26 protein-coding genes are annotated in these 22,064 nt (G+C 68.1%); 5 read left to right on the top strand and 21 right to left on the bottom strand.

Going from position 1 to position 22,064, the window contains the following annotated elements; genetic code table 11:
• Nucleotides 1-17: 17 nt before the first annotated feature.
• Nucleotides 18-1,307 (bottom strand): aspartate aminotransferase family protein, encoded by a 1,290-nt coding sequence (locus tag ACWF0M_RS17240; RefSeq protein ID WP_452236645.1) that lies wholly within the window; start codon nucleotides 1,305-1,307, stop codon nucleotides 18-20.
• 50 nt (nucleotides 1,308-1,357) lie between these two features.
• Between ACWF0M_RS17240 and ACWF0M_RS17235 the strand changes: the two genes are divergently transcribed.
• Nucleotides 1,358-2,452 carry an LOG family protein gene (locus ACWF0M_RS17235; RefSeq protein WP_452236644.1) on the top strand — a complete coding sequence of 365 codons (1,095 nt, stop codon included), beginning with the start codon at nucleotides 1,358-1,360 and terminating at the stop codon, nucleotides 2,450-2,452.
• 9 nt (nucleotides 2,453-2,461) lie between these two features.
• Here the strand turns inward: ACWF0M_RS17235 and pdxY are convergent, their stop codons facing one another.
• The 5 genes from pdxY to ACWF0M_RS17210 all read right to left on the bottom strand — a co-directional run bounded on the left by pdxY (nucleotide 2,462) and on the right by ACWF0M_RS17210 (nucleotide 6,689).
• Entirely contained in the window at nucleotides 2,462-3,313 is an 852-nt protein-coding gene (gene pdxY, locus ACWF0M_RS17230) for a pyridoxal kinase PdxY (RefSeq protein ID WP_452236643.1), read from the bottom strand.
• Between the two features lie 129 nt (nucleotides 3,314-3,442).
• Nucleotides 3,443-4,564 (bottom strand): 23S rRNA (adenine(2503)-C(2))-methyltransferase RlmN, encoded by a 1,122-nt coding sequence (gene rlmN / locus ACWF0M_RS17225; protein ID WP_452236642.1) that lies wholly within the window; start codon nucleotides 4,562-4,564, stop codon nucleotides 3,443-3,445.
• Nucleotides 4,565-4,597: 33 nt separating this feature from the next.
• Nucleotides 4,598-4,915, bottom strand: a complete 318-nt coding sequence (locus ACWF0M_RS17220) for a SelT/SelW/SelH family protein (RefSeq protein WP_452236641.1) — start codon at nucleotides 4,913-4,915, stop codon at nucleotides 4,598-4,600.
• A gap of 111 nt (nucleotides 4,916-5,026) precedes the next feature.
• Nucleotides 5,027-5,695: a C39 family peptidase gene (locus ACWF0M_RS17215; RefSeq protein WP_452236640.1), complete on the bottom strand. Its 669-nt coding sequence runs from the start codon at nucleotides 5,693-5,695 to the stop codon at nucleotides 5,027-5,029.
• Between the two features lie 97 nt (nucleotides 5,696-5,792).
• Nucleotides 5,793-6,689, bottom strand: coding sequence for an LLM class flavin-dependent oxidoreductase (locus ACWF0M_RS17210; protein WP_452236639.1), 897 nt, complete (start codon nucleotides 6,687-6,689; stop codon nucleotides 5,793-5,795).
• Nucleotides 6,690-6,751: 62 nt separating this feature from the next.
• On the opposite strand from ACWF0M_RS17210, the gene ACWF0M_RS17205 reads away from it, so the two are divergent.
• Both ACWF0M_RS17205 and ACWF0M_RS17200 read left to right on the top strand, forming a co-directional pair.
• Nucleotides 6,752-7,153: a MarR family winged helix-turn-helix transcriptional regulator gene (locus ACWF0M_RS17205; RefSeq protein WP_452236638.1), complete on the top strand. Its 402-nt coding sequence runs from the start codon at nucleotides 6,752-6,754 to the stop codon at nucleotides 7,151-7,153.
• A 28-nt stretch (nucleotides 7,154-7,181) separates the two neighbouring features.
• A complete protein-coding gene (locus ACWF0M_RS17200; RefSeq protein ID WP_452236637.1) occupies nucleotides 7,182-8,141 on the top strand; it encodes an LLM class flavin-dependent oxidoreductase in 960 nt (319 codons plus the stop codon).
• Here the strand turns inward: ACWF0M_RS17200 and ACWF0M_RS17195 are convergent.
• From ACWF0M_RS17195 to rpsB, 7 genes are all read right to left on the bottom strand, one after another.
• Nucleotides 8,131-8,346: a GNAT family N-acetyltransferase gene (locus tag ACWF0M_RS17195; RefSeq protein ID WP_452236636.1), complete on the bottom strand. Its 216-nt coding sequence runs from the start codon at nucleotides 8,344-8,346 to the stop codon at nucleotides 8,131-8,133. The two genes, ACWF0M_RS17200 and ACWF0M_RS17195, sit on opposite strands and share 11 nt — an antisense overlap.
• Nucleotides 8,347-8,364: 18 nt before the next feature.
• Complete coding sequence (locus ACWF0M_RS17190) at nucleotides 8,365-8,526, bottom strand: hypothetical protein (RefSeq protein WP_452236635.1); 162 nt, start codon at nucleotides 8,524-8,526, stop codon at nucleotides 8,365-8,367.
• A complete protein-coding gene (locus ACWF0M_RS17185; protein WP_452236634.1) occupies nucleotides 8,523-9,371 on the bottom strand; it encodes a phosphatidate cytidylyltransferase in 849 nt (282 codons plus the stop codon). Before ACWF0M_RS17185 ends, ACWF0M_RS17190 begins: the two co-directional genes overlap by 4 nt.
• Nucleotides 9,371-9,925 (bottom strand): ribosome recycling factor, encoded by a 555-nt coding sequence (frr, locus tag ACWF0M_RS17180; protein ID WP_452236704.1) that lies wholly within the window; start codon nucleotides 9,923-9,925, stop codon nucleotides 9,371-9,373. Before frr ends, ACWF0M_RS17185 begins: the two co-directional genes overlap by 1 nt.
• Before the next feature lie 144 nt (nucleotides 9,926-10,069).
• The gene (pyrH, locus tag ACWF0M_RS17175; RefSeq protein WP_410793671.1) at nucleotides 10,070-10,831 is read right to left on the bottom strand and encodes a UMP kinase; all 762 of its coding nucleotides are present in this window, start codon (nucleotides 10,829-10,831) and stop codon (nucleotides 10,070-10,072) included.
• A gap of 46 nt (nucleotides 10,832-10,877) precedes the next feature.
• Complete coding sequence (tsf, locus tag ACWF0M_RS17170; protein ID WP_452236633.1) at nucleotides 10,878-11,696, bottom strand: translation elongation factor Ts; 819 nt, start codon at nucleotides 11,694-11,696, stop codon at nucleotides 10,878-10,880.
• A 114-nt stretch (nucleotides 11,697-11,810) separates the two neighbouring features.
• On the bottom strand, nucleotides 11,811-12,803 hold the full coding sequence (gene rpsB / locus ACWF0M_RS17165) for a 30S ribosomal protein S2 (RefSeq protein WP_452236632.1): 993 nt from the start codon (nucleotides 12,801-12,803) through the stop codon (nucleotides 11,811-11,813).
• Nucleotides 12,804-13,088: 285 nt separating this feature from the next.
• On the opposite strand from rpsB, the gene ACWF0M_RS17160 reads away from it, so the two are divergent.
• Nucleotides 13,089-13,742: a M23 family metallopeptidase gene (locus tag ACWF0M_RS17160; protein WP_452236631.1), complete on the top strand. Its 654-nt coding sequence runs from the start codon at nucleotides 13,089-13,091 to the stop codon at nucleotides 13,740-13,742.
• A 3-nt stretch (nucleotides 13,743-13,745) separates the two neighbouring features.
• Here the strand turns inward: ACWF0M_RS17160 and ACWF0M_RS17155 are convergent, their stop codons facing one another.
• Genes ACWF0M_RS17155 through ACWF0M_RS17145 form a run of 3 tightly spaced genes read right to left on the bottom strand, consistent with a single transcriptional unit; the run spans nucleotide 13,746 to nucleotide 15,669 of the window.
• Nucleotides 13,746-14,144 (bottom strand): VOC family protein, encoded by a 399-nt coding sequence (locus ACWF0M_RS17155; protein WP_452236630.1) that lies wholly within the window; start codon nucleotides 14,142-14,144, stop codon nucleotides 13,746-13,748.
• Nucleotides 14,145-14,195: 51 nt separating this feature from the next.
• The gene (locus tag ACWF0M_RS17150) at nucleotides 14,196-14,675 is read right to left on the bottom strand and encodes an RrF2 family transcriptional regulator (RefSeq protein WP_452236629.1); all 480 of its coding nucleotides are present in this window, start codon (nucleotides 14,673-14,675) and stop codon (nucleotides 14,196-14,198) included.
• 52 nt (nucleotides 14,676-14,727) lie between these two features.
• Complete coding sequence (locus ACWF0M_RS17145) at nucleotides 14,728-15,669, bottom strand: tyrosine recombinase XerC (RefSeq protein ID WP_452236628.1); 942 nt, start codon at nucleotides 15,667-15,669, stop codon at nucleotides 14,728-14,730.
• A gap of 136 nt (nucleotides 15,670-15,805) precedes the next feature.
• Between ACWF0M_RS17145 and ACWF0M_RS17140 the strand changes: the two genes are divergently transcribed.
• Complete coding sequence (locus tag ACWF0M_RS17140) at nucleotides 15,806-17,440, top strand: APC family permease (RefSeq protein ID WP_452236627.1); 1,635 nt, start codon at nucleotides 15,806-15,808, stop codon at nucleotides 17,438-17,440.
• Between the two features lie 19 nt (nucleotides 17,441-17,459).
• Here the strand turns inward: ACWF0M_RS17140 and ACWF0M_RS17135 are convergent, their stop codons facing one another.
• The 5 genes from ACWF0M_RS17135 to ACWF0M_RS17115 all read right to left on the bottom strand — a co-directional run bounded on the left by ACWF0M_RS17135 (nucleotide 17,460) and on the right by ACWF0M_RS17115 (nucleotide 22,002).
• Nucleotides 17,460-17,801, bottom strand: coding sequence for a mycothiol transferase (locus ACWF0M_RS17135; RefSeq protein WP_452236626.1), 342 nt, complete (start codon nucleotides 17,799-17,801; stop codon nucleotides 17,460-17,462).
• A 318-nt stretch (nucleotides 17,802-18,119) separates the two neighbouring features.
• Complete coding sequence (locus ACWF0M_RS17130) at nucleotides 18,120-18,758, bottom strand: glyoxalase (protein ID WP_452236625.1); 639 nt, start codon at nucleotides 18,756-18,758, stop codon at nucleotides 18,120-18,122.
• A gap of 102 nt (nucleotides 18,759-18,860) precedes the next feature.
• Complete coding sequence (gene dprA / locus ACWF0M_RS17125) at nucleotides 18,861-20,072, bottom strand: DNA-processing protein DprA (RefSeq protein ID WP_452236624.1); 1,212 nt, start codon at nucleotides 20,070-20,072, stop codon at nucleotides 18,861-18,863.
• Complete coding sequence (locus tag ACWF0M_RS17120) at nucleotides 20,069-21,646, bottom strand: YifB family Mg chelatase-like AAA ATPase (RefSeq protein ID WP_452236623.1); 1,578 nt, start codon at nucleotides 21,644-21,646, stop codon at nucleotides 20,069-20,071. Before ACWF0M_RS17120 ends, dprA begins: the two co-directional genes overlap by 4 nt.
• Nucleotides 21,646-22,002, bottom strand: coding sequence for a YraN family protein (locus tag ACWF0M_RS17115; protein WP_452236622.1), 357 nt, complete (start codon nucleotides 22,000-22,002; stop codon nucleotides 21,646-21,648). Before ACWF0M_RS17115 ends, ACWF0M_RS17120 begins: the two co-directional genes overlap by 1 nt.
• Nucleotides 22,003-22,064: the final 62 nt, after the last annotated feature.

The following is a 22,064-nucleotide window of genomic DNA, read 5'->3' as shown; positions in this document are numbered from 1 at the left end:
GGGCCCTCGAACTTTGTTCAGCGCAGGGTGTTGAAGGAGTCTCGGATGATGTCCAGGGCTTCGGTGGTTTCGGCTTCGGTGAGCGTCATCGGGGGTGCCATCCGGAGGACGTTGCCGTAGAGGCCGCCCTTGCCGACCAGGAGGCCGCGGTTCTTGGTTTCCTGCTGGAGCTTGGCGGTGCTGGCGGCGTCCGGGCTGTTGTCCTCGGGCTTGACGATCTCGGCCGCGAGCATCAGGCCCTTGCCGCGGACGTCGCCGAGTTCGGGGAACTCGTCGGCGATACCGCGCAGGCCGTCGACGAGTTGCGCGCCGCGCTTGGCCGCGTTCGCCTGCAGGTCCTTGTCGAGCAGGTAGTCGATCGTGGCCTTCGCCGCGCTGGTCGAGATCGGGTTGCCGCCGAACGTCGACAGCGAGTTCGCCTTGACGCTGTCCATCAACTCGGCCTTCGCGACCACCCCGCCGATCGCGAACCCGTTCCCGAGACCCTTCGCGAACGTCATCGCATCCGGTACGACGTCGTGCGCCTGGATCCCCCAGAAGTGCTCACCGGTCCGGCCCCATCCGGTCTGCACCTCGTCCGCGATCAGCAGGATCCCGTACTCGTCGAGCACCTGCTTGAAAGCGCCGTACATCCCGTCCGGGGGTGACGAGAACCCGCCGACGCCCTGGATCGGCTCGAGGATCAGGCAGGCGACGTCGCCGGAGGTGGTGGTCTCGATCACGTTGCGCAGGTCGTCGACGCAGACCTTGATGTACTCGGCGTCGGGCAGGTCGCGGAACGGGCTGCGGTACCGGTACGCGCCCTGCACGTACTGCACGTTCACCGGCGACAGGCTGCTCGCGGACCAGCCGCGGTTGCCGGTGATCGCGACGGTGCCGAACGCACGGCCGTGGTACGAGTTGCGCATCGCCAGCACCTGGTTGGAGCGGCGGTTCTGGGTGGCGAGCAGGAGGGCCGTCTCGTTCGCCTCGGTGCCGCTGTTGGCGAAGAAGACCTTCGCGTCCGGGATCCCGGACAGCTCGGCGATCTGCTCGGCCAGCTCGATCTGCTTGCGGATCAGGTACACCGTCGACGTGTGCGCGATCCCGGACCCGAGCTGTTCGCGGACCGCGTCGGAGATCTCCGCGATGTCGTACCCGATCGCGTTGGTCAGGATGCCGGCGAAGAAGTCGAGGTACGTGTTCCCCTCACCGTCGGTGACCCGGCGCCCGGACCCCTGCACGATCTCGATCGGCTCCTCGTAGTACAACGCGAGCCAAGCAGGCATAACGGCCTTGTGACGCTCCCAGAGCTCCGCATGTGTCATGCCCTAAGCATTACCGCAGCTGAGAGCAGCCGTCTATTAATGTGCTCTGCGTGACGTTGCCGAGCATTCCGCATGTGGATATCGAGTCGTTGGAACAGTTCGACCGGCTGCTGGACGCAGGCGCCACCGCGATGGCCGGGTGGCGGGTGCAGTCGGTGGATCTGACCGGCCGTACGGCGGAACTCCTCGGGCTGCAGCCGACCGGCTCGGTGTTCCTCGGCTGCTTGCTGGACGACAAGGCCGACGAGTGGGTGCGGGACGGCGGCGGGCTGGTGTTTCCGGCGATCCTGGAGCTGCCGTTCGACGCGTACCGCGGGCGGCTGTACGACGCCGACGAGCTGTACGCCGGCCTCGAGTCCGGGTACGACGCCACGCCCGACGCCCGGATCTACGCGTGGTCCCGTCAGCACGACGAGAAGGGCGACACGAGCCGTACACTCGCGACCGCGCTCCACGACCATGCGATCGCGGATGCGTTGGCGGAACTGCCCGACGACGAGCCGTGGGTCGGGGTGATGGGCGGTCACGGCGTACTGCGGAGCGACGGCAACTACCGCGCCGCCGTACTGCTCGGCCGTACGCTTGCCCGGCGCAACCACCTGGTCGTCACCGGCGGCGGGCCGGGCGCGATGGAGGCCGCCAACCTCGGCGAGTCCCTAGCGTCGTACGACGAGGCTGACGTCGACGCTGCACTGGCCGAGCTGGCCGCCGTACCGTCGTTCCGGCCGTCGATCGGGGCGTGGGCGGCCACTGGGCTGAGCGTGCGCGCCCGGTTCCCCGGGAACGGTGGGGTGTCGATCCCGACCTGGTTCTACGGTCACGAGCCGCCCAACGTGTTCGCCGGCTCGATCGCGAAGTACTTCTCGAACGCCCAGCGCGAGGACGTCCTCCTCGGCCGCGCCCGCGGCGGCATCATCTACCTCCCCGGCGCAGCCGGCACCGTCCAGGAGGTCTTCCAAGCCGTCACCCCCAACTACTACGGCGACGCAGCCACCCAGATCCCGCTCATCCTCGTCGGCGTGGACCACTGGACGACGCAACTCCCGGTCTGGCCGCTCCTCCAGTCCCTAGCCACCAACCGCCCCATGACCCACTCCCTCCACCTCGTAGACACCATCGACGAAGCAGCCTCACTGGTCAGCTGAGCGTCTTCGTCAGGCGACCTGGTGGGGCTTGAACTGCATCTGGGGGTTGGCGTAGGCGTCTTGTGACTCGACTAGTTGTAGCTCGCGCTCTCCCGACTCGTGGGTGCGAGTGAGCAGGTCGAAGACGCTCGAGGTCGTGCGGGCGAGTGCCTCGGCGAGATCGCCCGTACGGCGGTAGTGCGCCGTGAAGAGCGCGGCCGTCACGTCGCCGGAGCCGTTCGCCTTCATCGGGATGTACGGCGTTTGCACGAGCCACGCGCCGCTGTCGTCGACGGCCAGCATCTCGATCGTGCCGTCCTCGCGCTCGGGGCGCTCGACGCTCGTGACAAGCACCGTGCGCGGTCCGGTCGCACGGACCAGGTCCACCGAGGCCAGCGTGGACTCGAGCGTGTCCGGCTCTGTGCCGGTCAGGAAGCCCAGCTCGAACTGGTTGGGCGTGATGATGTCGGCCGCCGGAACCACCCGATCGCGCAGCAGCACCGGGATGGCAGGAGCGACGAAGCACCCGGACTTCGCGTTGCCCATCACCGGGTCGCACGAGTACACCGCGCCAGGATTGGCCGCCTTCACCCGCTCCACCGTCTCGAGAATCACGTCGGCGATCCCCTCGCCGCCCTGGTACCCCGAGAGCACCACGTCGATCTGCGGAAGGACTCCACGCTCCTCGATCCCGAGCAGAACCTCTCGTACGTCGTCCGGGCTGATCAGGGGACCACGCCATTCCCCGTAGCCGGTGTGGTTCGAGAAGTTCACCGTGTACACCGGCAGCACCTCCACGCCGATGCGCTGAAGCGGAAACACAGCTGCCGAGTTACCCACATGCCCGTAGGCAACCGCTGACTGAATCGAGAGGATCTTCACCGCCCGATCATCCCATTGCCTCCCGGCGCGGCTAGCGCAACCAGTCTTCGGCGATGTCGAGGAACTGGTCGACCTCGTCGCAGTCGTAGCGCTGGCCGAGCCGGCGCGCGCTGAACGTGGGCTTCAGCATCAGGGCTTGCTCGCGGCGGCGAGCTGCCCGCAGGCGCCGTCGATCTCCTGACCGCGGGTGTCGCGAACCGTGACCGGGATCCCAGCGGCCTCCAGACGGCGGACGAACTCGCGCTCGTCGGCCGGGTCGGACGCGGTCCACTTCGAGCCCGGTGTCGGGTTCAGCGGGATCAGGTTGACGTGCACCCAGCCCCAGTCGCCGCGCGCGTTCAGCTTCTCGGCGAGCAGGTCGGCCCGCCACGCGTGGTCGTTGATGTCGCGGATCATCGCGTACTCGATCGAGACCCGCCGCTTGGTCTGCTGCGCGTACCCCCAGGCCGCGTCCAGCACCTCGTCGACCTTCCAGCGGTTGTTGATCGGCACGAGCTCGTCGCGCAACTCGTCGTCCGGCGCATGCAGCGACAGCGCCAGCGTGACCGGGATCCCCTCGGTCGCCAGCTGGTTGATCCGCGGCACCAGACCGACGGTCGACACGGTCACACCACGCGCCGAGATCCCGAGACCTTCCGGCGACGGATCGGTGAACCGGCGTACGGCGCCCATGACGGCCTTGTAGTTGGCCATCGGCTCGCCCATACCCATGAACACGATGTTCGAGACGCGCCCCGGACCGCCGGCGACCTCGCCGCGCGCGAGCGCCCGCGCACCGTCGACGACCTGCTCGACGATCTCCGCGGTCGTCATGTTCCGCGTCAGGCCGCCCTGGCCGGTCGCGCAGAACGGGCACGCCATCCCGCAACCTGCCTGGGAGGACACGCACATCGTCACGCGGCCCGGGTACCGCATCAGGACCGACTCGACGAGCGAACCGTCGAGCAGCTTCCACAGCGTCTTGCGGGTCTCGCCGTTGTCGCACTCCAGGTCGCGGACCCGGGTCAGCAGCGGCGGCATCAGGTCCGCGACGAGCTTGTCGCGGGTCGCGGCCGGCAGATCGGTCATCTCGGCCGGGTCGGACACCAGCCGGGAGAAGTAGTGGTTGGACAGCTGCTTGGCCCGGAACGCGGGCAAGCCCAGCGCCTCGACCGCCGTACGCCGTTCCTCCCCGGTGAGATCGGCCAGGTGCCGCGGCGGCTTCTTGGCACGGCGCGGCTCATCGAACACGAGGGGAAGGGAGGTAGACATAACCGACCTATTGTCGCCTGCCGGTACGACGGTTCACAAATTCACATCCCCGGCGTGCTGCGGATCACTTTCCTTGCGGTCCGAGTGGCCGAGCTTGCGGTCCGGCGCGATCCGGTCGCGGACCATCTGCTTCAGCAGCGGGATCTCGGCGAATCCACCCTCCGCCTTCCGCGACCACAGCAGCTCCCCGTCGAGGCTGACGTCGAACACTCCCCCGGTCCCCGGAACGAGCGCCACCTCCCCCAGCTCCTGCGGGAACGTGGTCAGCAGCTCCTGAGCGGTCCACGCCGCCCGCATCAACCACCGACACTGCGTGCAGTACTCAATCTCCACCCGCGGCGCTCGACTCACGCGCACCAGTATCCTCGCCCGCCGCGCCGCCCGCCGCGCACCAGCCCGACTTTGTGCACCAGATCCGTGCCTCGGGGCGGTCGTCGTACGGATCTGGTGCACAAAGTGCCTTCAGGCTGAGTAGCCCTTCGGGGGGATGAGGGTGGCTAGCTGGTTGAAGGTGAGCCAGTACGTCGCTGTTGGGGCGAACCCGGCCGGGTCCGCGATCAGTACGGTTTGGTCGCTGTCGTCGTACCCGATCACCGTGAAGTAGTGGTAGATCGTGTAGTTCGGGTAGCCCGGCGGGTGGTTGCTCGCCGGGGCGACGATGTTCGCGACGATCGGATAGTTGTTGTTGATGTCGAGGACCACGTCCCGCCAGAGCAGGTCGCGCTGCGCCTGGGTGGGCGGGTCGTTCGGCGTCTCCTTGGTCTCGTACCAGCCGGTGCCGAGGTGGTTGTTGAGCACCCGGGTGACCTGGCCGATCCAGTCGGTGCCGTTGGTTGTCGTCGGCAACTCGTTGGCCAGTTGCTGCTGGCTCGGCGGAGAGATCCGGGCCGAGAGCGCGATCCGGGTCGCGGCCGGGCCGCACCAGTAGCCGGTCTGCTGGTACTGGAAGTCGATGTTCAGCGTCCTGACGGTCTGCGTCGAGTAGCCGAGCTTCGGGACCGGCTTGGTCGCTGCGACCGCCTCGGCCGAGACGGTCTGCGGTACGGCGGTAGCGGAGTTCATCGGAAGCACCGCCGCCGCGATGAGGGCGAGACCGCTCAGGGCGGCCTTGAACTTCGTCGTGGGGGTCATGTCAGCTCCTCACTGGACGACCGGGGCGGATCGTCCTGTGTTTGATCCTGACACAGCGCGTTGAGTCGTGGTGAAAAAATCACCACCCGTTTCCATCTCAGTGGAAAGGGTCGATGATTTCGCGGACCAGCCAGCGCACGGCGTGCTCCGGGTACGGGCGGGGCAGCGAGAGCACGATGTGGTCGAAGCCGAGTCCAACGGCTTTTCGGACGATCATGCGGGTCTCGGCCGGGTCGTCGTACGAGACGATCTGCTGCATCGAGCGGCTGATCGTCGACGGGTCCCGTCCGATCCGCTCACATTCCGCGTCCAGGCGACGTACCCGATCGGCAAGCGTGTCGAAGTCGACGTGCGGCGGGCCGCTGATGTTCCAGGTGTCGGCGTACTCCGCGACCAGCCGCAGCATGCGGTTGCCCCAGCCGCCGATCAGCAGCGGCGGGCCACCTTTCTGAACCGGTTTCGGCGCGTTGCGGGTCCGCTCGAGCGTGTAGTACCGGCCGTGGAAGTCGAACTCGTCCTCGGTCCACATCCGGCGCAGGATCTCGATCGTCTCGCGCAGCCGGTCGACTCCCTCCCCCGGCGGCACGAGCGTCAACCCGTAGGCGGCGTACTCCTCGATCGCCGGATTCGGGCCCGGGATCCCGCTCAGACCGGCCGGTTGATGAGTGCCGCCAGCGCCGAGGCCCATGATCAGCCGGCCGCCGGAGATCACGTCCAGCGTGCTGGCGATCTTGCCGAGCACGGCCGGCGGGCGGATCCGGTTGCTCGTGACGAGCAGACCCAGGCGAAGCCTCTCGGTCTGCGCGGCGAGCGCGGTCAGCAGGGTCCAGCCCTCGAGTACGTCGCCGTCCTTCGGTCCGGCGAGCGGGAGGAAATGGTCCCAGAGCCAGGCGTCGCGGATCCGCGGCTCCTCGTCGGCCTCGAGCCAGACGCGGCGGATGTCGGCGTACGGGACATGCATCGGGGTCGTCTTCAGACCGAAGGTCGGTTCCATAACCATCAGGATAACTGATGATCAGTCCCCCTGACGATCAGTGGGCCGGTAGATTTGACGGTATGGCTGATCGGCTCGGGTATCTGCTCAAACACGTCCTCGCGCAGCTCACCGAGGCCCAGACGAAGGCGCTGGCCCCGCACGGTCTGAACGGGCGTGATCTGGCGGTGCTGGCAGCGATCGTCTCCGGTGAGCCGCTGTCGCAGCTCGAGGTCGCCGCGCGGCTGCGGGTGGACCGGACGTCGATCGGCGATCTGCTCGACGGGCTCGAGGAACGCGGCTTCGTCGAACGCCGGCGTAGCCCGGAGGACCGGCGCCGGAACATCGTCGTACTGACGCCACTGGGCGAGTCCACGTTCGAGACCGCAGAGCGGATCCGGTCGGAGGTGGAGCAGGAGTTCCTCGCTCCCCTCTCCTCGGCGGACCGTTTCCGCGACGACCTGAGGCTGCTGCTCGGGGAATGAGGGCTCCGGCGGGGCCGTTGGACTCTGCATGCTCTCCGTCCCGCTGTCAGTCCTGGACCGCTCTCGGACGCGAGTAGGCGAGTCAGAGGCGGAGACGCTGCGCGCGACCGTTGCACTGGCGCAGCAGGTGGAAGAGCTTGGCTACAAGCGTTTCTGGGTGTCAGAGCACCACAGCGTGCCCGGAGTGGTCGGCTCTGCGCCGACGGTGCTGGCTGCGGCTGTTGCCGCTCGCACCGATCGGATCCGCGTCGGCACGGGCGGAGTGATGCTGCCGAACCACAGGCCACTGGTCGTGGCGGAGCAGTTCGGCGTACTGGAGTCGCTGTACCCGGGCCGTATCGACATGGGGCTCGGGCGCTCGGTCGGCTTCACCAACGGCGTACGGCGGGCTCTCGGTGTCTCCAAGGAAGCTGCGGACGATTTCACCGCGCAGGTCCGGGAGCTCCTCGGGTACCTCGCCGGTACGTCAGACGTGCACGCCCGACCAGGCGAGGGCCTGCACATCCCGCCGTTCGTTCTCGCCGTCGGCGAAGGCGCGACGATCGCGGCGACGCTCGGGCTGCCTGTGGTGCTGGCTGCCCGCTCGGACTCGGCCGATCTGCTCGAGGATTACCGGAGCACCTTCCAGCCGTCCGCGTGGGCGTCGGAGCCGTACGTCATCCTCGCGGTCACTGCTGCGGTGGGCGACTCCACCGAGGCAGCGCGAGAGCTCTTGTTGCCGGAGGCATGGGCCAGCGCATACTCGCGTACGCGGGGCGTGTTCCCTCCGCTGCAGCCCGACGTACCGGACGAAATGACTGCGCGCGAGCAGGAGTTCTTCGAGAACGCGCTCCGCGGCCAGATCTACGGCACACCCGCCGACGTCGACGAGGCACTCGACGAACTGGTACGCCGTACCGCTGCCGACGAGCTTCTCATCACCACGAACACCTACGACCGCGCCGCGCTCCTCGCGACCTACGCGGCGCTGGCGAAACTCACCGGCTGATCCGGTCCTCGAGCCGCGAGCCGTCAGCCGTACGCATGTGCCGCCGCAGCACGCCCTCACGGGTCGCCCCGAGCTTCGCGATCGCCGCCTGCGACCGGGTGTTCTTCGAGCCGGTCTGGATCTTCACGCGCCCGAATCCACAGTCCTCGACGGCGTGCTCGAGCAGCAGCAGCTTCGCCGCCGGGTTGACCGCGGTCGCCCACATGGCCGGGGCGTAACCGGTCTAGCCGAGGTGGACTCGCTCGTTCGCCACGTCGACGTCGGCGAGGCTCGACGTACCGACGACGGTGCCATCGGCAACCAAGCGGACGACGTCGGACTCCTGCAATCGGTCCAGCCGTACGACGTCGCCGACCAGGGAACGTCCGTCCGGTGCGACCGTCATGCCTTCACCAACAGGTGCAGGAGGAGCCAGACGATCGGCGCGGTCGCGAGCAGCGAGTCCAGCCGATCCATCACGCCGCCGTGACCGGGCAGCAGGTTCGACATGTCCTTGATCCCCAGGTCGCGCTTGATCATCGACTCGCCGAGGTCACCGACTGTCGCGGTCAGGACTGCGACCGCGCCGACAATCGCACCGACCCACCAGTGACCGTCGAGCAGGAAGACGACCGCCGCGATACCGGCGCCGATACAGGCGAGGACCGAGCCGGTGAAGCCCTCCCAGGACTTCTTCGGGCTGATCGTCGGCGCCATCGGATGCTTACCGAACAGCACCCCCGCGATATAGCCGCCGACGTCGCTCGCGACCACGACCGCGAAGAACGTCACCACCCGGCCCGGACCATCCGCATCCGGCTGCACGAGCAAGATCGCGAACCCGGCCAGCAGCGGCACGTACCCGATCAGGAACACGCCGGCGCTCACGTCCCGGACGAACCCGACCGACCCGCCCGGCATCCGCCAGAAGATCGTGGCGAGGACGGTGATCCCGAGCGCGACCAGCAGCGCCATCGGACCACCGAAGTACGCCGCCACCAGCATCGCCGTCGTACCGGCGAACAGCGGGACCCGCGGGATGACCGCGCCACCCGTGCGCAGCGCCTTGATCATCTCGTCGACGGCGACCAGCACGACGGCCAGCACCAGGACGGTGAACAGGACTTTCTGCCAGTACAGCGATCCGAGGATCAAGGCGCCGAGCCCGACCCCCACCGCGATCGCCGCGGGCAGATTACGCCCGGCACGGCTCGGGCTGGGACTCGGCGCAGGCGTGCTCTCGACGCCCATCACACCTCGAGCAGTTCGGCTTCCTTGTGCTTGAGCAGGTCGTCGATGGAGTCGACGAACTTCTTCGTCAACCCGTCGAGCCGCTTCTCAGCACTCTTGCCCTCGTCCTCGCCGGCGTCGCCGTCCTTGACGGTCTTGTGCACCTGGTCCATCGCATGCCGGCGGATGTTGCGGACCGAGACCTTGGCCTCCTCGGCCTTGGTCTTCGCGACCTTGATGTACTCCTTGCGGCGCTCCTCGGTCAGCGCCGGCAGCACGACCCGGATCACCGCGCCGTCGTCGCTCGGGTTCACCCCGAGGTCCGAGTCGCGGATCGCCTTCTCGATCGCCCCCATCGCGCCCTTGTCGTACGGCGAGATCAGCACGGTCCGGGGCTCCGGCACCTGGAAACCGGCCAGCTGCTGCAGCGGGGTCGGGCTGCCGTAGTAGTCGGCCAGAATGCCCGCGAACATCTGCGGGTGCGCCCGGCCGGTGCGGATCGCGGCGAAGTCGTCCTTCGCAACCTCCACGGCCTTCGACATCTTCTGCTCGGCATCGCGGAGAGCTTCGTCGATCACGACATTCCTCGCTTCCTCTGGGCCACCTCGGCGCGGCCAGTCCTACCCTACGAACGCGGGTCTACCAGATAACGGACATCCACCCGTGTCCGACGATCCTAGTCGTACGCGCGGGGTACCTAATACGCCGGGTACGCCGGGTTACTGGCCCCGGGAGACGACCGTGCCGATCTTCTCGCCGTGGATCACCCGGGCGATGTTGCCCTCCTCCAGACCGAAGATCACGATCGGCAGCGCGTTGTCGCGGGCCAGGCTGATCGCGGTCGCGTCGGCGACCCGGAGACCGCGGGCCAGGAAGTCGTCGTACGACAGCTGGTCGAACTTCACCGCGTCCGGGTTCTTCTTCGGGTCGGAGTCGTAGACACCGTCAACGCCCTGCTTGCCCATCAGCAGCGCCTCGGCGCCGACCTCCAGCGCGCGCTGGGCGGCGACCGTGTCGGTGGAGAAGTACGGCATGCCGGAGCCGGCGCCGAAGATGACCACGCGGCCCTTCTCCAGGTGCCGCTCGGCCTTGCGCGGGATGTACGGCTCGGCGACCTGGCCCATCGTGATCGCGGTCTGCACCCGCGTCTCGATGCCGAGCTTCTCCAGGAAGTCCTGCAGCGCCAGGCAGTTCATGACGGTGCCGAGCATGCCCATGTAGTCGGCCCGGTTCCGCTCCATGCCGCGCTGCTGGAGCTCGGCGCCGCGGAAGAAGTTGCCGCCGCCGACCACCACGGCGACCTGCACGCCCGCCCGCGCCACGTCCGCGATCTGCTTGGCGATCGAGTTGACCACGTCGGGGTCGACGCCGAGCTTGCCGCCGCCGAACACCTCCCCCGACAGCTTCAGCAGCACGCGGTGGTAGGCGGGCGAGGACGGCGAAGAGGCCGGACTCGTCTCGGTACCCAGGGATTCCGTCACGATTCCGGCCTCTCGTCGTTCGTCTTCTGCGGGTGACCTCTGACGGTCAGGCGCCGACCTCGAAGCGGGCGAACCGCTTCACGGTGACACCGGCGGCGTCGAGCACGGCCTTCACGGTCTTCTTGTTCTCCGTGACCGACGGCTGCTCGAGCAGTACGACGTCCTTGAAGAAGCCGTTCACCCGGCCTTCGACGATCTTCGGCAGGGCGCCTTCCGGCTTGCCCTCCTCGCGCGCGGTCGCCTCGGCGATCCGCTTCTCGTTCTCGACCGTCTCGGCCGGGACCTCGTCGCGGGTGGTGTACAGCGGGCGCATCGCGGCGGCCTGCATGGCGGCGCCACGGGCGGCCTCCACGTCGTCGCCCTCGAACTCGACCAGTACGCCGACCTGGGCCGGCAGGTCCGCGGCGCGCTTGTGCATGTACGCCGTGACCTTGCCGTCGAAGACGGCCACCTTGCCGAGCTCCAGCTTCTCGCCGATGACCGCGGCCAGCGCCTCGATGTTCTCGGCGACCGACTTGCCGTCGGTGAGCTTCTCGTTGAGCAGACCCTCGACGTCGCCGACCTTGCTCGCCGAAGCGTGCGCGACGATGTCGGCGGCCAGCTGCTGGAACTGCTCGTTCTTGGCGACGAAGTCGGTCTCGCAGTTCAGCTGGACCAGCGCGTTCTCCGCCGCGGCCACCAGGCCGTTGGTGGCGGACCGCTCGGCGCCGCGCTTCTGGGCCTTGGCCGCGCCGTGGATGCGCAGCTCCTCGATCGCCTTCTCGAAGTCGCCGTCGGTGGCCTCGAGCGCCTTCTTCGCGTCCATCATGCCCGCGCCGGTGGTGTCGCGGAGCTTCTTCACGTCAGCGGCGGTGTAGTTCGCCATTCCTCGATCTCTCGTCTTGTTCTGATGCGGCTGGGTGGGCGGGCAGCGCCGGCGGACTGGCCGCCGCAGCTGGTGGTGCCGCCCAGGATCGACCCGGGCGGCATCAGCGGGCTGTCAGGCCTCGTCGGCCTTCGGGGCGTCGTCCTTCGCCTCGATGATCTCGGCGTCGGTCGCGATCGGCTCGGTCAGGACGTCGGCAGCCGGAGCGGCCTCCGTAACCTCAGCGACCTCAGTGGCCTCGGCAACCTCGGTGACCTCAGCAGCCTCGGCGGCCGGGGCAGCCTCGGCAGCCGGAGCGGCCTCAGCGGTCTCGGTGGCCTTGGCGGCGCCGTTCTGGCTCTCCAGCAGCTCGCGCTCCCAGGCGGCCATCGGCTCTTCCTGGCCCAGCTCCTCGCCGGCGGCGGCGGAGCCCTGGCCGGAGCGGCCCATCAGGCCGTCGGCGACGGCGTCGGCGACGACCCGCGTGAGCAGGCCCACCGAGCGGATCGCGTCGTCGTTGCCCGGAATCGGGTAGTCGACCTCGTCCGGGTCGCAGTTGGTGTCCAGGATGCCGATGATCGGCAGCTTCAGCTTGCGCGCCTCGTCGACGGCGAGGTGCTCCTTCTTGGTGTCCACGATCCACACGGCGGCCGGAACCCGGGCCATGTCGCGGATACCGCCGAGGGTCTTGAGCAGCTTGTCGTGCTCGCGACGCTTCTGCAGCAGCTCCTTCTTCGTGACACCGGAGGCGGCGACGTCGTCGAAGTCGATGAGCTCGAGCTCCTTGAGGCGCTGGAGCCGCTTGTTCACCGTCTGGAAGTTGGTCAGCATGCCGCCCAGCCAGCGCTGGTTCACGTACGGCATCCCGACGCGGGTCGCCTGCTCGGCGATCGCTTCCTGGGCCTGCTTCTTGGTGCCGACGAACAGGATCGCCCCGCCCGACGCGACCGTGCTGCGGACGAACTCGTACGCGCGGTCGATGTAGGACAGCGACTGCTGCAGGTCGATGATGTAGATGCCGTTGCGCTCGGTGAGGATGTAGCGCTTCATCTTGGGGTTCCAGCGCCGGGTCTGGTGCCCGAAGTGCACGCCGCTCTCGAGCAGCTGCTTCATGGTCACGACGGCCATGAGGTGGTCTCCTTTGGCGACCCGGCTGATGCGTCCGGGTCTACTCGGTTGTCTCGCTTCGGATCGGATGATCCGCAGCTCCTGATGCCCGTCGCGCCGGTCCGCCCGGACTGCTCCGGGACCGCTGGACCGCCGCACTGGTGCGGGCATGCGTAGTCGCCCCACCTAGGTGTGGCGCCACCGGAAGTGTACGGGACCACCCAGGCCGGACGCGAACCGGGTCAGGTTGTCCACAATTCCGCGATCGCCGGTCCACAGCCACCCGAAACCGGCATCTTCCCTGGCATGAACCTCGCCTTGCTCCCCCTCGCAGCCCCACCCCCGCCACCCACACCCAGCCCACCCCCGCACGCCGTCGCGGCCTGGCCACTCCAACCCCGCCCGGAGGTCGTGCGCGGCTTCGAGCTGCCTGCGAAACCCTGGCTGCCCGGCCATCGCGGCGTCGACCTCGCCGGCCGCCCCGGCCAACCCGTCCTAGCAGCCACCCCCGGCACGATCACGTACGCCGGTGCGCTCGCCGGCCGCGGCGTCATCACGATCACCACCGGCCCCCGCCGTACGACGTATGAACCTGTGGTGCCCGCGGTCTCGGTCGGAACCACCGTCAAGACCGGCACCGTGATCGGCCGCTTGTCCGCCGCGGGCTCGCACTGCCTGCCCAGATCCTGCCTGCACTGGGGCCTGCTGCAGGGCAAGCAGTACCTCAACCCCCTGACCCTGCTCCCCAACCGCCCGGTCCGCCTACTCCCACTCGCCGAGGAGCAGACCCGATCCGCCGCGGAAGCACCACGCGGCGCTTCATCTGATCTGTCATCCGATCAGTCGCCTGCGCCGGCACCAGAGAGCCCGCCGGACGGCAGCCGACGCGCAGCCAAGCTCGTCATCGCCGCCACTGCCGCCCTGACCCTGACCGCCGGCCTGCTGATCAGGCGCGAATGAGCCTCACTCGTGCGGCAGGTTCAGCTGCCACGACACCCCGTACCGGTCGTTCACCCACCCGAACTTCTTGCTGAACCCGTAGTCCCCCAGCGGCATCAACGCGCCACCGCCCTCGACCAGCGCGCCGTACAGCCGGTCCAGCTCGGCCTCGTCAGCACAGTCAACGAACAACGACACCGAAGGAGTGAAGGTGAAGCCATGATGCGTATAGCTGTCGCTGCACATGAACTGCTGCCCGGCCAACTGGAACACGGCGACCATCACGGACCCCTCGGGTCCCGGCCCGTCGGCGCCGTACTTGACCATCGACACGACCTCGGCGTCCTCGAACAGCGACAGGTAGAAGGTCATCGCCTGCTCCGCGCCGCCCTCGAACATGAGGAACGTCTTGATCTGCTGCATCGCCCTGCTCCTAAAGTCGCGGCTTATATAAGTCACGACTGTAACATGCGATCAGCTGCCGGGGACCCGAGCCTGCCAGGCGTCCTCGTCCCGCGAGCGGCGCTCGACACCGGCCGGGAGCTTGTTCTTGGCGAGATCGATCAGCGTAGTGTTCTCGAGCACGTCCCGGAGGCTCGCACGGGCGGCGATCCAGACGCGCTGCAGGACGACCGCGTGCTCGTTGTACGTGACGCTCTCCGGCCGGACGCCCGAGATGCTCACGATCGGGCCGTCGACCGCGCGCATCACGTCGGCTACGGAGATCTCGTTGGGGTCGACGGCCAGCCGCCAGCCACCCGACTGCCCGCGCTGGCTGGACAGGACACCGGCGCGCCGCAGATCGGCCAGGATGCCCTGCAGGAACCCGTGCGGAATCCCCTGCGCCCGGCTCAGCTCCTCGGCCGATACCACCGCAGCATCGCCGGTCACCCACCGCTGAGTGATCTCGATCAGAGCTCGCAACGCATAGTCAGACTTCGCCGAAACCCGCATGTCCCGCAGTCTGCCGTATCCCGGAGCCCACGCGCCGCATCCCCTGCCAATGTCATGCCCTCGGGTGCGCCTGCTGATAGGCCTGACGGAGACGATCCGTGGAGACGTGCGTATAGATCTGGGTCGTCGCGAGCGACGCGTGCCCCAAGAGCTCCTGCACGCTACGCAGGTCGGCTCCACCCTCCAGCAGATGCGTGGCCGCCGTGTGTCGCAGACCGTGCGGACCAAGATCCGGCGCGTCGACGACAGCGATCCGCTCATGCACCATCCGCCGTACCGCCCGCTGATCGATCCGGCCACCCCGCGCCCCGAGAAACGCCGCAGGCCCACTCCCCTCGCGCGCCAACCTCGGCCGCGCTTCGACCAGCCACCGCGCAACCGCCTGCCCAGCCGGTACGCCGTAGGGGACCGACCGCTCCTTCCGCCCCTTGCCGAAGACCCGTACGACGCGGCGCGAGTCGTCGATGTCGTCGACGTCGAGGGCGCACAGCTCGCCGACGCGGATCCCGGTCGCGTAGAGCAGCTCCATGATCGCGAGGTCACGCAGCCCAACCGGACTGCCGTCGTCCGCCGCGACCGCTGCGGCGTCGAGCACCGCGCGGGTGTCGGCCTGACCGAGCACCCCCGGGAGGGTCTTGTGCGCCTTCGGGCTGGCGAGCAACGCTCCGGGATCCGCACTGATCCGCCCGGTCCGCTGCGCCCAGGCCGTGAACACCCTTGCGGCGGTCGCCCGGCGAGCCATCGTGCTGCGGGATTTCCCCAGACTTTGCTGTTTGGCCAGCCAGGACCGCAGGCTCCGGATATCCAGCCGCCCGAGATCATCGTGACCAAGCCGAATCAAATGTTCGAGTAAATCCGCGACATCTCCGATGTAGGCTCGCACCGAATGAGTGCTGAGGTCTCTTTCCGCCGTCAGATGCCTTTCGTAGTCGGCCAGTAACGCAGTGAAACCTTCCGGCCAGGAACGGTTTCCGCTGACTTCGTCCGGCGTCATACGTCGACGATGCGTGAGGTGGCCCTGCATCGCAAGCCACCGCGCGGAGACCGACGAGAGGAGGGCTGGTCGATAGCCCAACGGTCGACTACTGTTCGGCCCGATTGCCCTAGTAGCAACGGAGGCACCCCTGACCATGGCCCCCTCAGCGAACGGACAGACCGTAGGCCGGCGCCTGCCGGTCGAGTCGGCGTTCACTCGAGTCGAGGACGCGCGGCACCGTCTGCCGCGTTTGTTCGGTCGTCGCGACCTGGTTGTACTTGGCCTGGGCGTGATGATCGGCTCTGGCATTTTCAGCATCAGCGGCGTTCAGGCGGCGAATGTCGCCGGACCGGCAGTGATCCTGTCCTTCGTCATCGCCGCGATCGTCTGTCTGCTGGCCGCGGCCTGTTACGCCGAACTGTCGTCCACCATCCCCGTTTCGGGTAGCGCTTACACGTTCAGTTACGTCACCTTCGGAGAAGCGTGGGCGTGGCTGGTCGGCTGGGCACTCGTGCTCGAACTCGTCACCGCGGCGGCGATCGTCGCCCGGGTCTGGTCGGCGTACTTCCTGGCCACACTCGACGGCTTCGGAGTGACGCTGCCCGCCGGAGTGGCGCAGTTCTTCGGCCCCGAGGCCAAGTTGAACCTGGTGGCCCCGCTGCTGCTGCTGATCCTGACCGCGCTGATCGTGACCGGCACCAAACTTTCGTCCCGGGTGCTGACCGTGGTCGTGATCGCGAAGGTCGCGGTGATCCTCCTGGTGGTGATCGTCGGCGCCGCACACATCAACATGGACAACTATCACCCGTTCGTGCCGCCGGCCCGGGCCGCGCCCGCGACCGCCAGCCCGACGTTGCTGGGCTGGATCCTGGACTCGTCGTTCGGCTCGTTCGGGACGATGGGCATCTTCACGGCCGCCAGCACGATCGTGTTCGCCTACATCGGCTTCGACCTGATCGCGACCGCGTCCGAGGACGCCCGCAGCCCGCGGAAGACCGTCCCGCAGGGCATGCTGCTCGGCGTCGGCGCGGTGACGATCCTGTACATCGCGATGGCAGTCGTCCTGGTCGGCATGCGCCCGTACAGCAAGCTGGGCGGCGGCGCACCGGTCTCCGAAGCGCTCGCCGCAGTGGGGGTCGGGTGGGCCGCGAAGGTGGTCAACCTGGGTGCGTTGCTCGCGTTGATGACTGTGATCATGGTGGTCCTGATCGCGCAGAGCCGGGTGCTGTTCAACATGGGCCGTGACGGCCTGCTCCCGAAGAGCCTCGGCCGAGTCAGCCGCGTGTACTCCTCCCCCGCCCGCGCCGCGGCCTTCGCAGGTCTCGCCGCGCTGGCGCTCACGCTCTATCCGAAGGTCCTCGAGCTCGAAGAGCTGCTGGTCATCGGCGCCCTGTTCTGCTTCGCGTTCTGCGCGGTCGGCGTCCTCACGCTGCGTCGCTCGGAGCCCAACCTGGAGCGCGGATTCCGGGTGCCGATGGTCCCGCTGATCCCGCTGCTGTCGCTCGCCGCCACGGTCTGGCTGATGCTGAACCTGAAGACCAGCACCTGGACGAAGTTCGGCATCTGGATGATCATCGGCATCGCGATCTACGGCCTCTACGGCCGCTGGCACAGCCGCCTCGCCAACGAGGACAGCTGGGACTTCGACCTCGGCGACACCGACCCCGGCACCGGCGGCCTGCAAGCCATCCGCCCCGACCACGACCGCCCCACCGAACTCCGCGCCATCCGCACCCCACCCGAACAACAACCCCAAAAACCCACCCGCGGCAAACACATGCGCAACTAACCTCCCACCGCGAGCACCGTCAGGTCCCCGCGCAGACGGTCCACGGCAGCACGTCCTCGACCAGCGCGCACTTCCCCGCGACCCGCGACGGCACCGGCGGCTGTGAAAGCTGGAGAGGGTCTTTGGCGCCTACCTCTTGGACACCAAGGAAGCCGATCTCAAACCATCCTCGTTCGACATGTCTGAGATGCGCCACCAGTGTTTTCACGGTCATTCGTGGAGATGCCGGCAATACGGCCAGTACGGCCTGCTCTTCTGACAGGCCCGTGCACTTCAGTCTGACCGTGGCGCGCTGGCGGTCCAGCCAGCCCGTGAGCATGTCACGTTCGTTGGCCGTGGCTGGCGGAAACTGGCGGGTCACTCGCCCGAGACTAGCCGCCAGGCTCAGCTACAACCTCGCCAACAACGAGCGAACGTCACCGGCGGCAAGGCCATTCATGCCCAATGCAACCAATCCGAGCTGCTCACCAGTTCGGGCGTTCTCGGCCAAGAACTCGGCTCGCTCAGCGCTGGCGGCATTCTCGATAGCCAGGCGCTAGACGGAGAAGCGTGCGTGCTCTATGAGGTAAGGCGAGGGCAGCGTGGATTCTGTAGCTCTGCCCTCACCTTGGGCCGCCAGGGTCGGTTCGCTGGGCCGGTCTCGGCGGACGGTGCTGGCTCCGGAGGAGGCACCGTCAGGTCATCGGCTCGTCAGAGGCTCGTCGGCCGGTGATGGCGCGGGTTCCCAGGCGAAGCCGTCTGGGTCGACGAAGTTGCCTGCGTCTGCGCTCAGGGCGATCCGGTGGGAGCCAGTGCCGTCGACCGGTACGCCGGCGTCCTTGGCCAGTGCCTTCCGCCCGTACAGGCCCAGCTTGATCGGGCCTGTGGTGGCGAATTCGACGTACTTGCGGCCGAAGCTCCTCGCCACGGTCAGACCGTGGTCCACGTAGAATTTCTTGCTCACGGCAACGTCAGCGCATCCGAGCAGCAGTACGACGGAATCGATCACGCGGGTCGCCGTACCGGTGTCCTTCTTCGCCGAGGTGGCCACCTTCCAGATCGTGCCGTCGGGCGACTGGACGACGCCGCCGTACCCCCAGAGCGACTTGGTCACCGGCTTCACCACCGTCGCGCCGGCGTCGACCGCCGTCTCGAACAGGCTGCTCACCGTACTCGGCTGGGCCACCGTCAGCGACAACGTGAAGTCACGGAAACCAGCCGTTTCCGCGTTGGATTCACGCACCCGTACCTGTTCGGTCAGCCCGAAAGCATCCGTCAGGAACCGCTCCGCCGATGCACCGTCGGCCACTTCCAGAACCACACTGTGAAGAGTTGTCATGTCCCCAAGCTATGCAGCCAGACGGCGCTCCGCTTCTCGATTCCTGACCATCTCCGACGGGTGCCCTGCTGGATCCACAGTCCCTCCCAGCTGACGGGACTATTACGGGGGTGGTGGGGTGGGGGTAAGGCGCCAGCCGGTGGGGGTTTGGGTTATGAGGGCGAGGGTGGTCAGGGTTTGTAGGCATTGTTGGGTGGTGGGGAGGTCTAGGCCTGCGGTGATGGCTATGCGGTGGGTGGGGGCGGGGGTACGCACTGGGACGGCGTCGAGGGTTCGTTGGAGGTCGGGGTCGAGGGTGTCGGTGAGGGTTTCGGCGGCTCTTGGGGGTTGGGTCAGGTTGGTGCCGAACGGCGAGATTGCTTCGATGATGTCGGCGACGTTGGTGGCCAGGACGGCGTTGCGTTCGCGGACCAGTAGATGGCTGCCGGCGGACATGCGCGAGGTGATCGGGCCGGGGACTGCGAGAACTGGGCGGCCGCATTGTTCGGCCCAGCCGGCGGTGTTGAGGGCGCCGCTGCGTACTGCGGCTTCGATGACGACGGTGCCTTGGGTGATGGCGGCGATGAGTCGGTTGCGGGCGAGGAAGCGGAGCTTGGTCGGGGCACAGCCGGGCGGGAGTTCGGCGACGACCAGGCCGTCCTCGGCGATGCGACTGAGCAGGGCGGAGTTGCGTTTCGGGTAGCTGACGTCGACGCCGCAGGCCAGGACCGCGATCGTCAGGCCGGTGGCTGCGAGGGCTCCGCGGTGTGCCGCCGCGTCGATTCCGAAGGCGCCGCCGGAGACGATCGTGAGGCCGTTGTCGGCGAGGCCGGAGGACAGTTCGGCGGATACGTGTTCGCCGTACGACGAGCTGGCGCGGGCGCCGACGATTGCGACGGATCGAATCACGGACTGGCGGAGGTTGGCGCGGCCGCGGACCCAGAGGCCGAACGGTACGCCGGCGCGGCGGGTCAGCTGGCCGGCTTCTTCGAGTACTTCGACCTCGCCAGGCCACTCGTCGTCGCCGGGGATCACGAATCGTGCGCCTGCGGCCGCGGCTCGCTCGAGATCTCGGTGTGGGTCGGCCGTGGCGAGTCGCGTGGACCAGCGCTCCAGGCCGGAGGCGTTGCGCTGGAGACGGTCCCAGATCTCCAACGGGGAAAGGCCGTCGAAGGCTTTCAGAGCGGCGAGGTCGCCCGGCTCGACCACCCGGGACAGGCCTGCGCGAGCCAGACGTTCTTCATCTCCGTTGCCACCAGCAACCGACTCGTAGCCGTCCGCTCCTCGCCCGGAGCCAGAACCTTCGGTCGTGAGTGCGTAGTAGGTGGGGGTCATTGGCTGGGTCCTTTGAGGGGGCGGAGATCGGACAGTTGGGTCAGGGGCTCGCCTGCGCGGAGTTGGTAGGCCTCGTGGGTTTGCTCGACGGTGGGGATGTTGGCGCCGGCTAGGTCGGTCAGGGTCCAGGCGAGACGGACTACGCGGTCGAAGCCTCGGGCTGTGAGGCGGCCGGCGGTGTAGTGGGCTTCCAGGAGTTTTTGGCTGGCGTCGTCCAGCGGGTGCTCGCGACGTAGAACTGGGCCGGGGATCTGGCTGTTGAGGGTCCAGGCGGTTTCGCGATAGCGGTGCGTCTGGCGGTCGCGGGCCGCCTGGACGCGGGCGGCTACGACGGCGGTCGACTCCACGGGTTGGCCGTCGGTGACGGTGCGAGCGGCCGGCAGGATCTGGCGCTGGATGTCGAGGCGGTCCTTGATCGGGCCGCTGATTCGTTGGCGGTACCGCGCCAGGTGCTGCGGTGTGCAGCTGCAGATGCCTTGGTTGGTGCCGGCCAGGCCGCAGGGACAGGGGTTGGCGGCAAGGACGAGCATGAAGCGGGCGGGGAACTTGGCAACGGCTGCGGCTCGGTGAACCTCGACGAAACCCGACTCGAGCGGCTGCCGGAGGGTGTCGAGGGTCAGAGGATGCATCTCGGGCGCCTCGTCGATGAAGAGGATGCCGCGGTGCGCGCAGCTGATAGCGCCCGGTCTCGGGACGCCGGTGCCGCCGCCGACGAGGCTGGACAGGGACGCCGTGTGGTGCGGTGCGATGAACGGCGGGCGGTGGACCAGCTCGGCGTCGTTGGTGAGCAGGCCGGCGAGTGAGTGCACGGCTGAGACTTCCAATGAGTCGTCGGTGCTGAGGTCGGGCATCAGCCCGGCGAGGCGCTCGGCGAGCATCGTCTTGCCGGATCCCGGTGGGCCGTGCAGGAACAGGTGGTGGCCGCCGGCGGCTGACGCCTCGATCGCGCGTCGGCCCTCCTGCTGGCCGATGATGTCGTCGAGATCGACCCCCGGCACCCGGATCAGCGACTCCGACACCAGGCGCGGCTCGGCGCGGGGTGGTGCTTCGTCGGGGATCTCGGTACCGCGGAGCAGGGCGAGGACCTGGCGGAGCGAGCGAGCGCCGTACACCTCGATGCCGGGGACCAGGCGGGCCTCGCCGACGTTGAGGTCGGGGACGACGATGCGGTCGAAGCCGGCCCGGGACGCGGCCAGGGTCATCGCGAGTGCGCCGCGGACCTCGCGGATGCGGCCGTCGAGGCCTAGCTCGCCGATGATCGCCGTACGGCGGAGTGCGCCGGGATCGACTGCGCCGGCTGCCGTGAGGAGCGACAACGCGATGGCGACGTCGTAGTGCGAGCCGGTCTTGGGCAGGGTGGCGGGCGACAGGCCGATCGTGACCTTGCGGTCGGGGAATCGCTCGCCGCTGTTCACCACGGCGGCGCGGACGCGGTCGCGGGCTTCGGACAGGGACGTGTCGGGCAGACCGATCAGGGTTGTCTTCGGCAGGCCCTGGGCGATGTCGGCCTCGACCTCGACGAGGTGGCCCTCCAGGCCGACCAGCGCGACGGACCAGGTGTGTGCGAGCGTCATCAGATCGCACCTCGCACGTGGTCCACCGTGGGTGGCGTGTTGTGGTCGAACAGGATCGAGATGATGTCGATCCGGATCTCGGCCGGTCTGAGCTGATGGGTCTGCAGCCAGCGGCCGGCCAGCCTCCGGAGCGTGGCCAGCTTCCGGTAGGTGATCGACTCCAGCGGGGTGCCGTAGTTCAGGCCGCGCCGGGTCTTCACCTCACAGACGACGAGTGTGTCGCCTTCACGCGCGACGATGTCGATCTCGCCGAACTCGCAGCGCCAGTTGCGCTCGAGCACGGCGAAACCGTGGGTGCTGAGATACCTCGCGGCGAGATCCTCGCCGTACCGTCCGACGGTGTTCCTGGTCCGCATCGATGACCACCTCCGGCAGAGAAGATGCCGGGATCAGGCCTCGAAAACGGAGGTCAGTTTTT

Source organism: Kribbella sp. NPDC055110 (genome assembly GCF_053607525.1).
The sequence above is the reverse complement of the archived record's forward strand: the minus strand, read 5'-3'. Positions and strand labels throughout refer to the sequence as shown.

Coding starts and splice junctions, on each gene's coding strand:
- ACWF0M_RS17240 (WP_452236645.1), bottom strand. CDS start 1,307: ATGACACATGCGGAGCTCTGGGAGCGTCACAAGGCCGTTATGCCTGCT.
- rlmN (WP_452236642.1), bottom strand. CDS start 4,564: ATGTCTACCTCCCTTCCCCTCGTGTTCGATGAGCCGCGCCGTGCCAAG.
- ACWF0M_RS17215 (WP_452236640.1), bottom strand. CDS start 5,695: ATGACCCCCACGACGAAGTTCAAGGCCGCCCTGAGCGGTCTCGCCCTC.
- ACWF0M_RS17210 (WP_452236639.1), bottom strand. CDS start 6,689: ATGGAACCGACCTTCGGTCTGAAGACGACCCCGATGCATGTCCCGTAC.
- ACWF0M_RS17205 (WP_452236638.1), top strand. CDS start 6,752: ATGGCTGATCGGCTCGGGTATCTGCTCAAACACGTCCTCGCGCAGCTC.
- ACWF0M_RS17200 (WP_452236637.1), top strand. CDS start 7,182: ATGCTCTCCGTCCCGCTGTCAGTCCTGGACCGCTCTCGGACGCGAGTA.
- ACWF0M_RS17195 (WP_452236636.1), bottom strand. CDS start 8,346: ATGTGGGCGACCGCGGTCAACCCGGCGGCGAAGCTGCTGCTGCTCGAG.
- ACWF0M_RS17190 (WP_452236635.1), bottom strand. CDS start 8,526: ATGACGGTCGCACCGGACGGACGTTCCCTGGTCGGCGACGTCGTACGG.
- ACWF0M_RS17185 (WP_452236634.1), bottom strand. CDS start 9,371: ATGGGCGTCGAGAGCACGCCTGCGCCGAGTCCCAGCCCGAGCCGTGCC.
- tsf (WP_452236633.1), bottom strand. CDS start 11,696: ATGGCGAACTACACCGCCGCTGACGTGAAGAAGCTCCGCGACACCACC.
- rpsB (WP_452236632.1), bottom strand. CDS start 12,803: ATGGCCGTCGTGACCATGAAGCAGCTGCTCGAGAGCGGCGTGCACTTC.
- ACWF0M_RS17160 (WP_452236631.1), top strand. CDS start 13,089: ATGAACCTCGCCTTGCTCCCCCTCGCAGCCCCACCCCCGCCACCCACA.
- ACWF0M_RS17155 (WP_452236630.1), bottom strand. CDS start 14,144: ATGCAGCAGATCAAGACGTTCCTCATGTTCGAGGGCGGCGCGGAGCAG.
- ACWF0M_RS17150 (WP_452236629.1), bottom strand. CDS start 14,675: ATGCGGGTTTCGGCGAAGTCTGACTATGCGTTGCGAGCTCTGATCGAG.
- ACWF0M_RS17145 (WP_452236628.1), bottom strand. CDS start 15,669: ATGACGCCGGACGAAGTCAGCGGAAACCGTTCCTGGCCGGAAGGTTTC.
- ACWF0M_RS17140 (WP_452236627.1), top strand. CDS start 15,806: ATGGCCCCCTCAGCGAACGGACAGACCGTAGGCCGGCGCCTGCCGGTC.
- ACWF0M_RS17130 (WP_452236625.1), bottom strand. CDS start 18,758: ATGACAACTCTTCACAGTGTGGTTCTGGAAGTGGCCGACGGTGCATCG.
- dprA (WP_452236624.1), bottom strand. CDS start 20,072: ATGACCCCCACCTACTACGCACTCACGACCGAAGGTTCTGGCTCCGGG.
- ACWF0M_RS17120 (WP_452236623.1), bottom strand. CDS start 21,646: ATGACGCTCGCACACACCTGGTCCGTCGCGCTGGTCGGCCTGGAGGGC.
- ACWF0M_RS17115 (WP_452236622.1), bottom strand. CDS start 22,002: ATGCGGACCAGGAACACCGTCGGACGGTACGGCGAGGATCTCGCCGCG.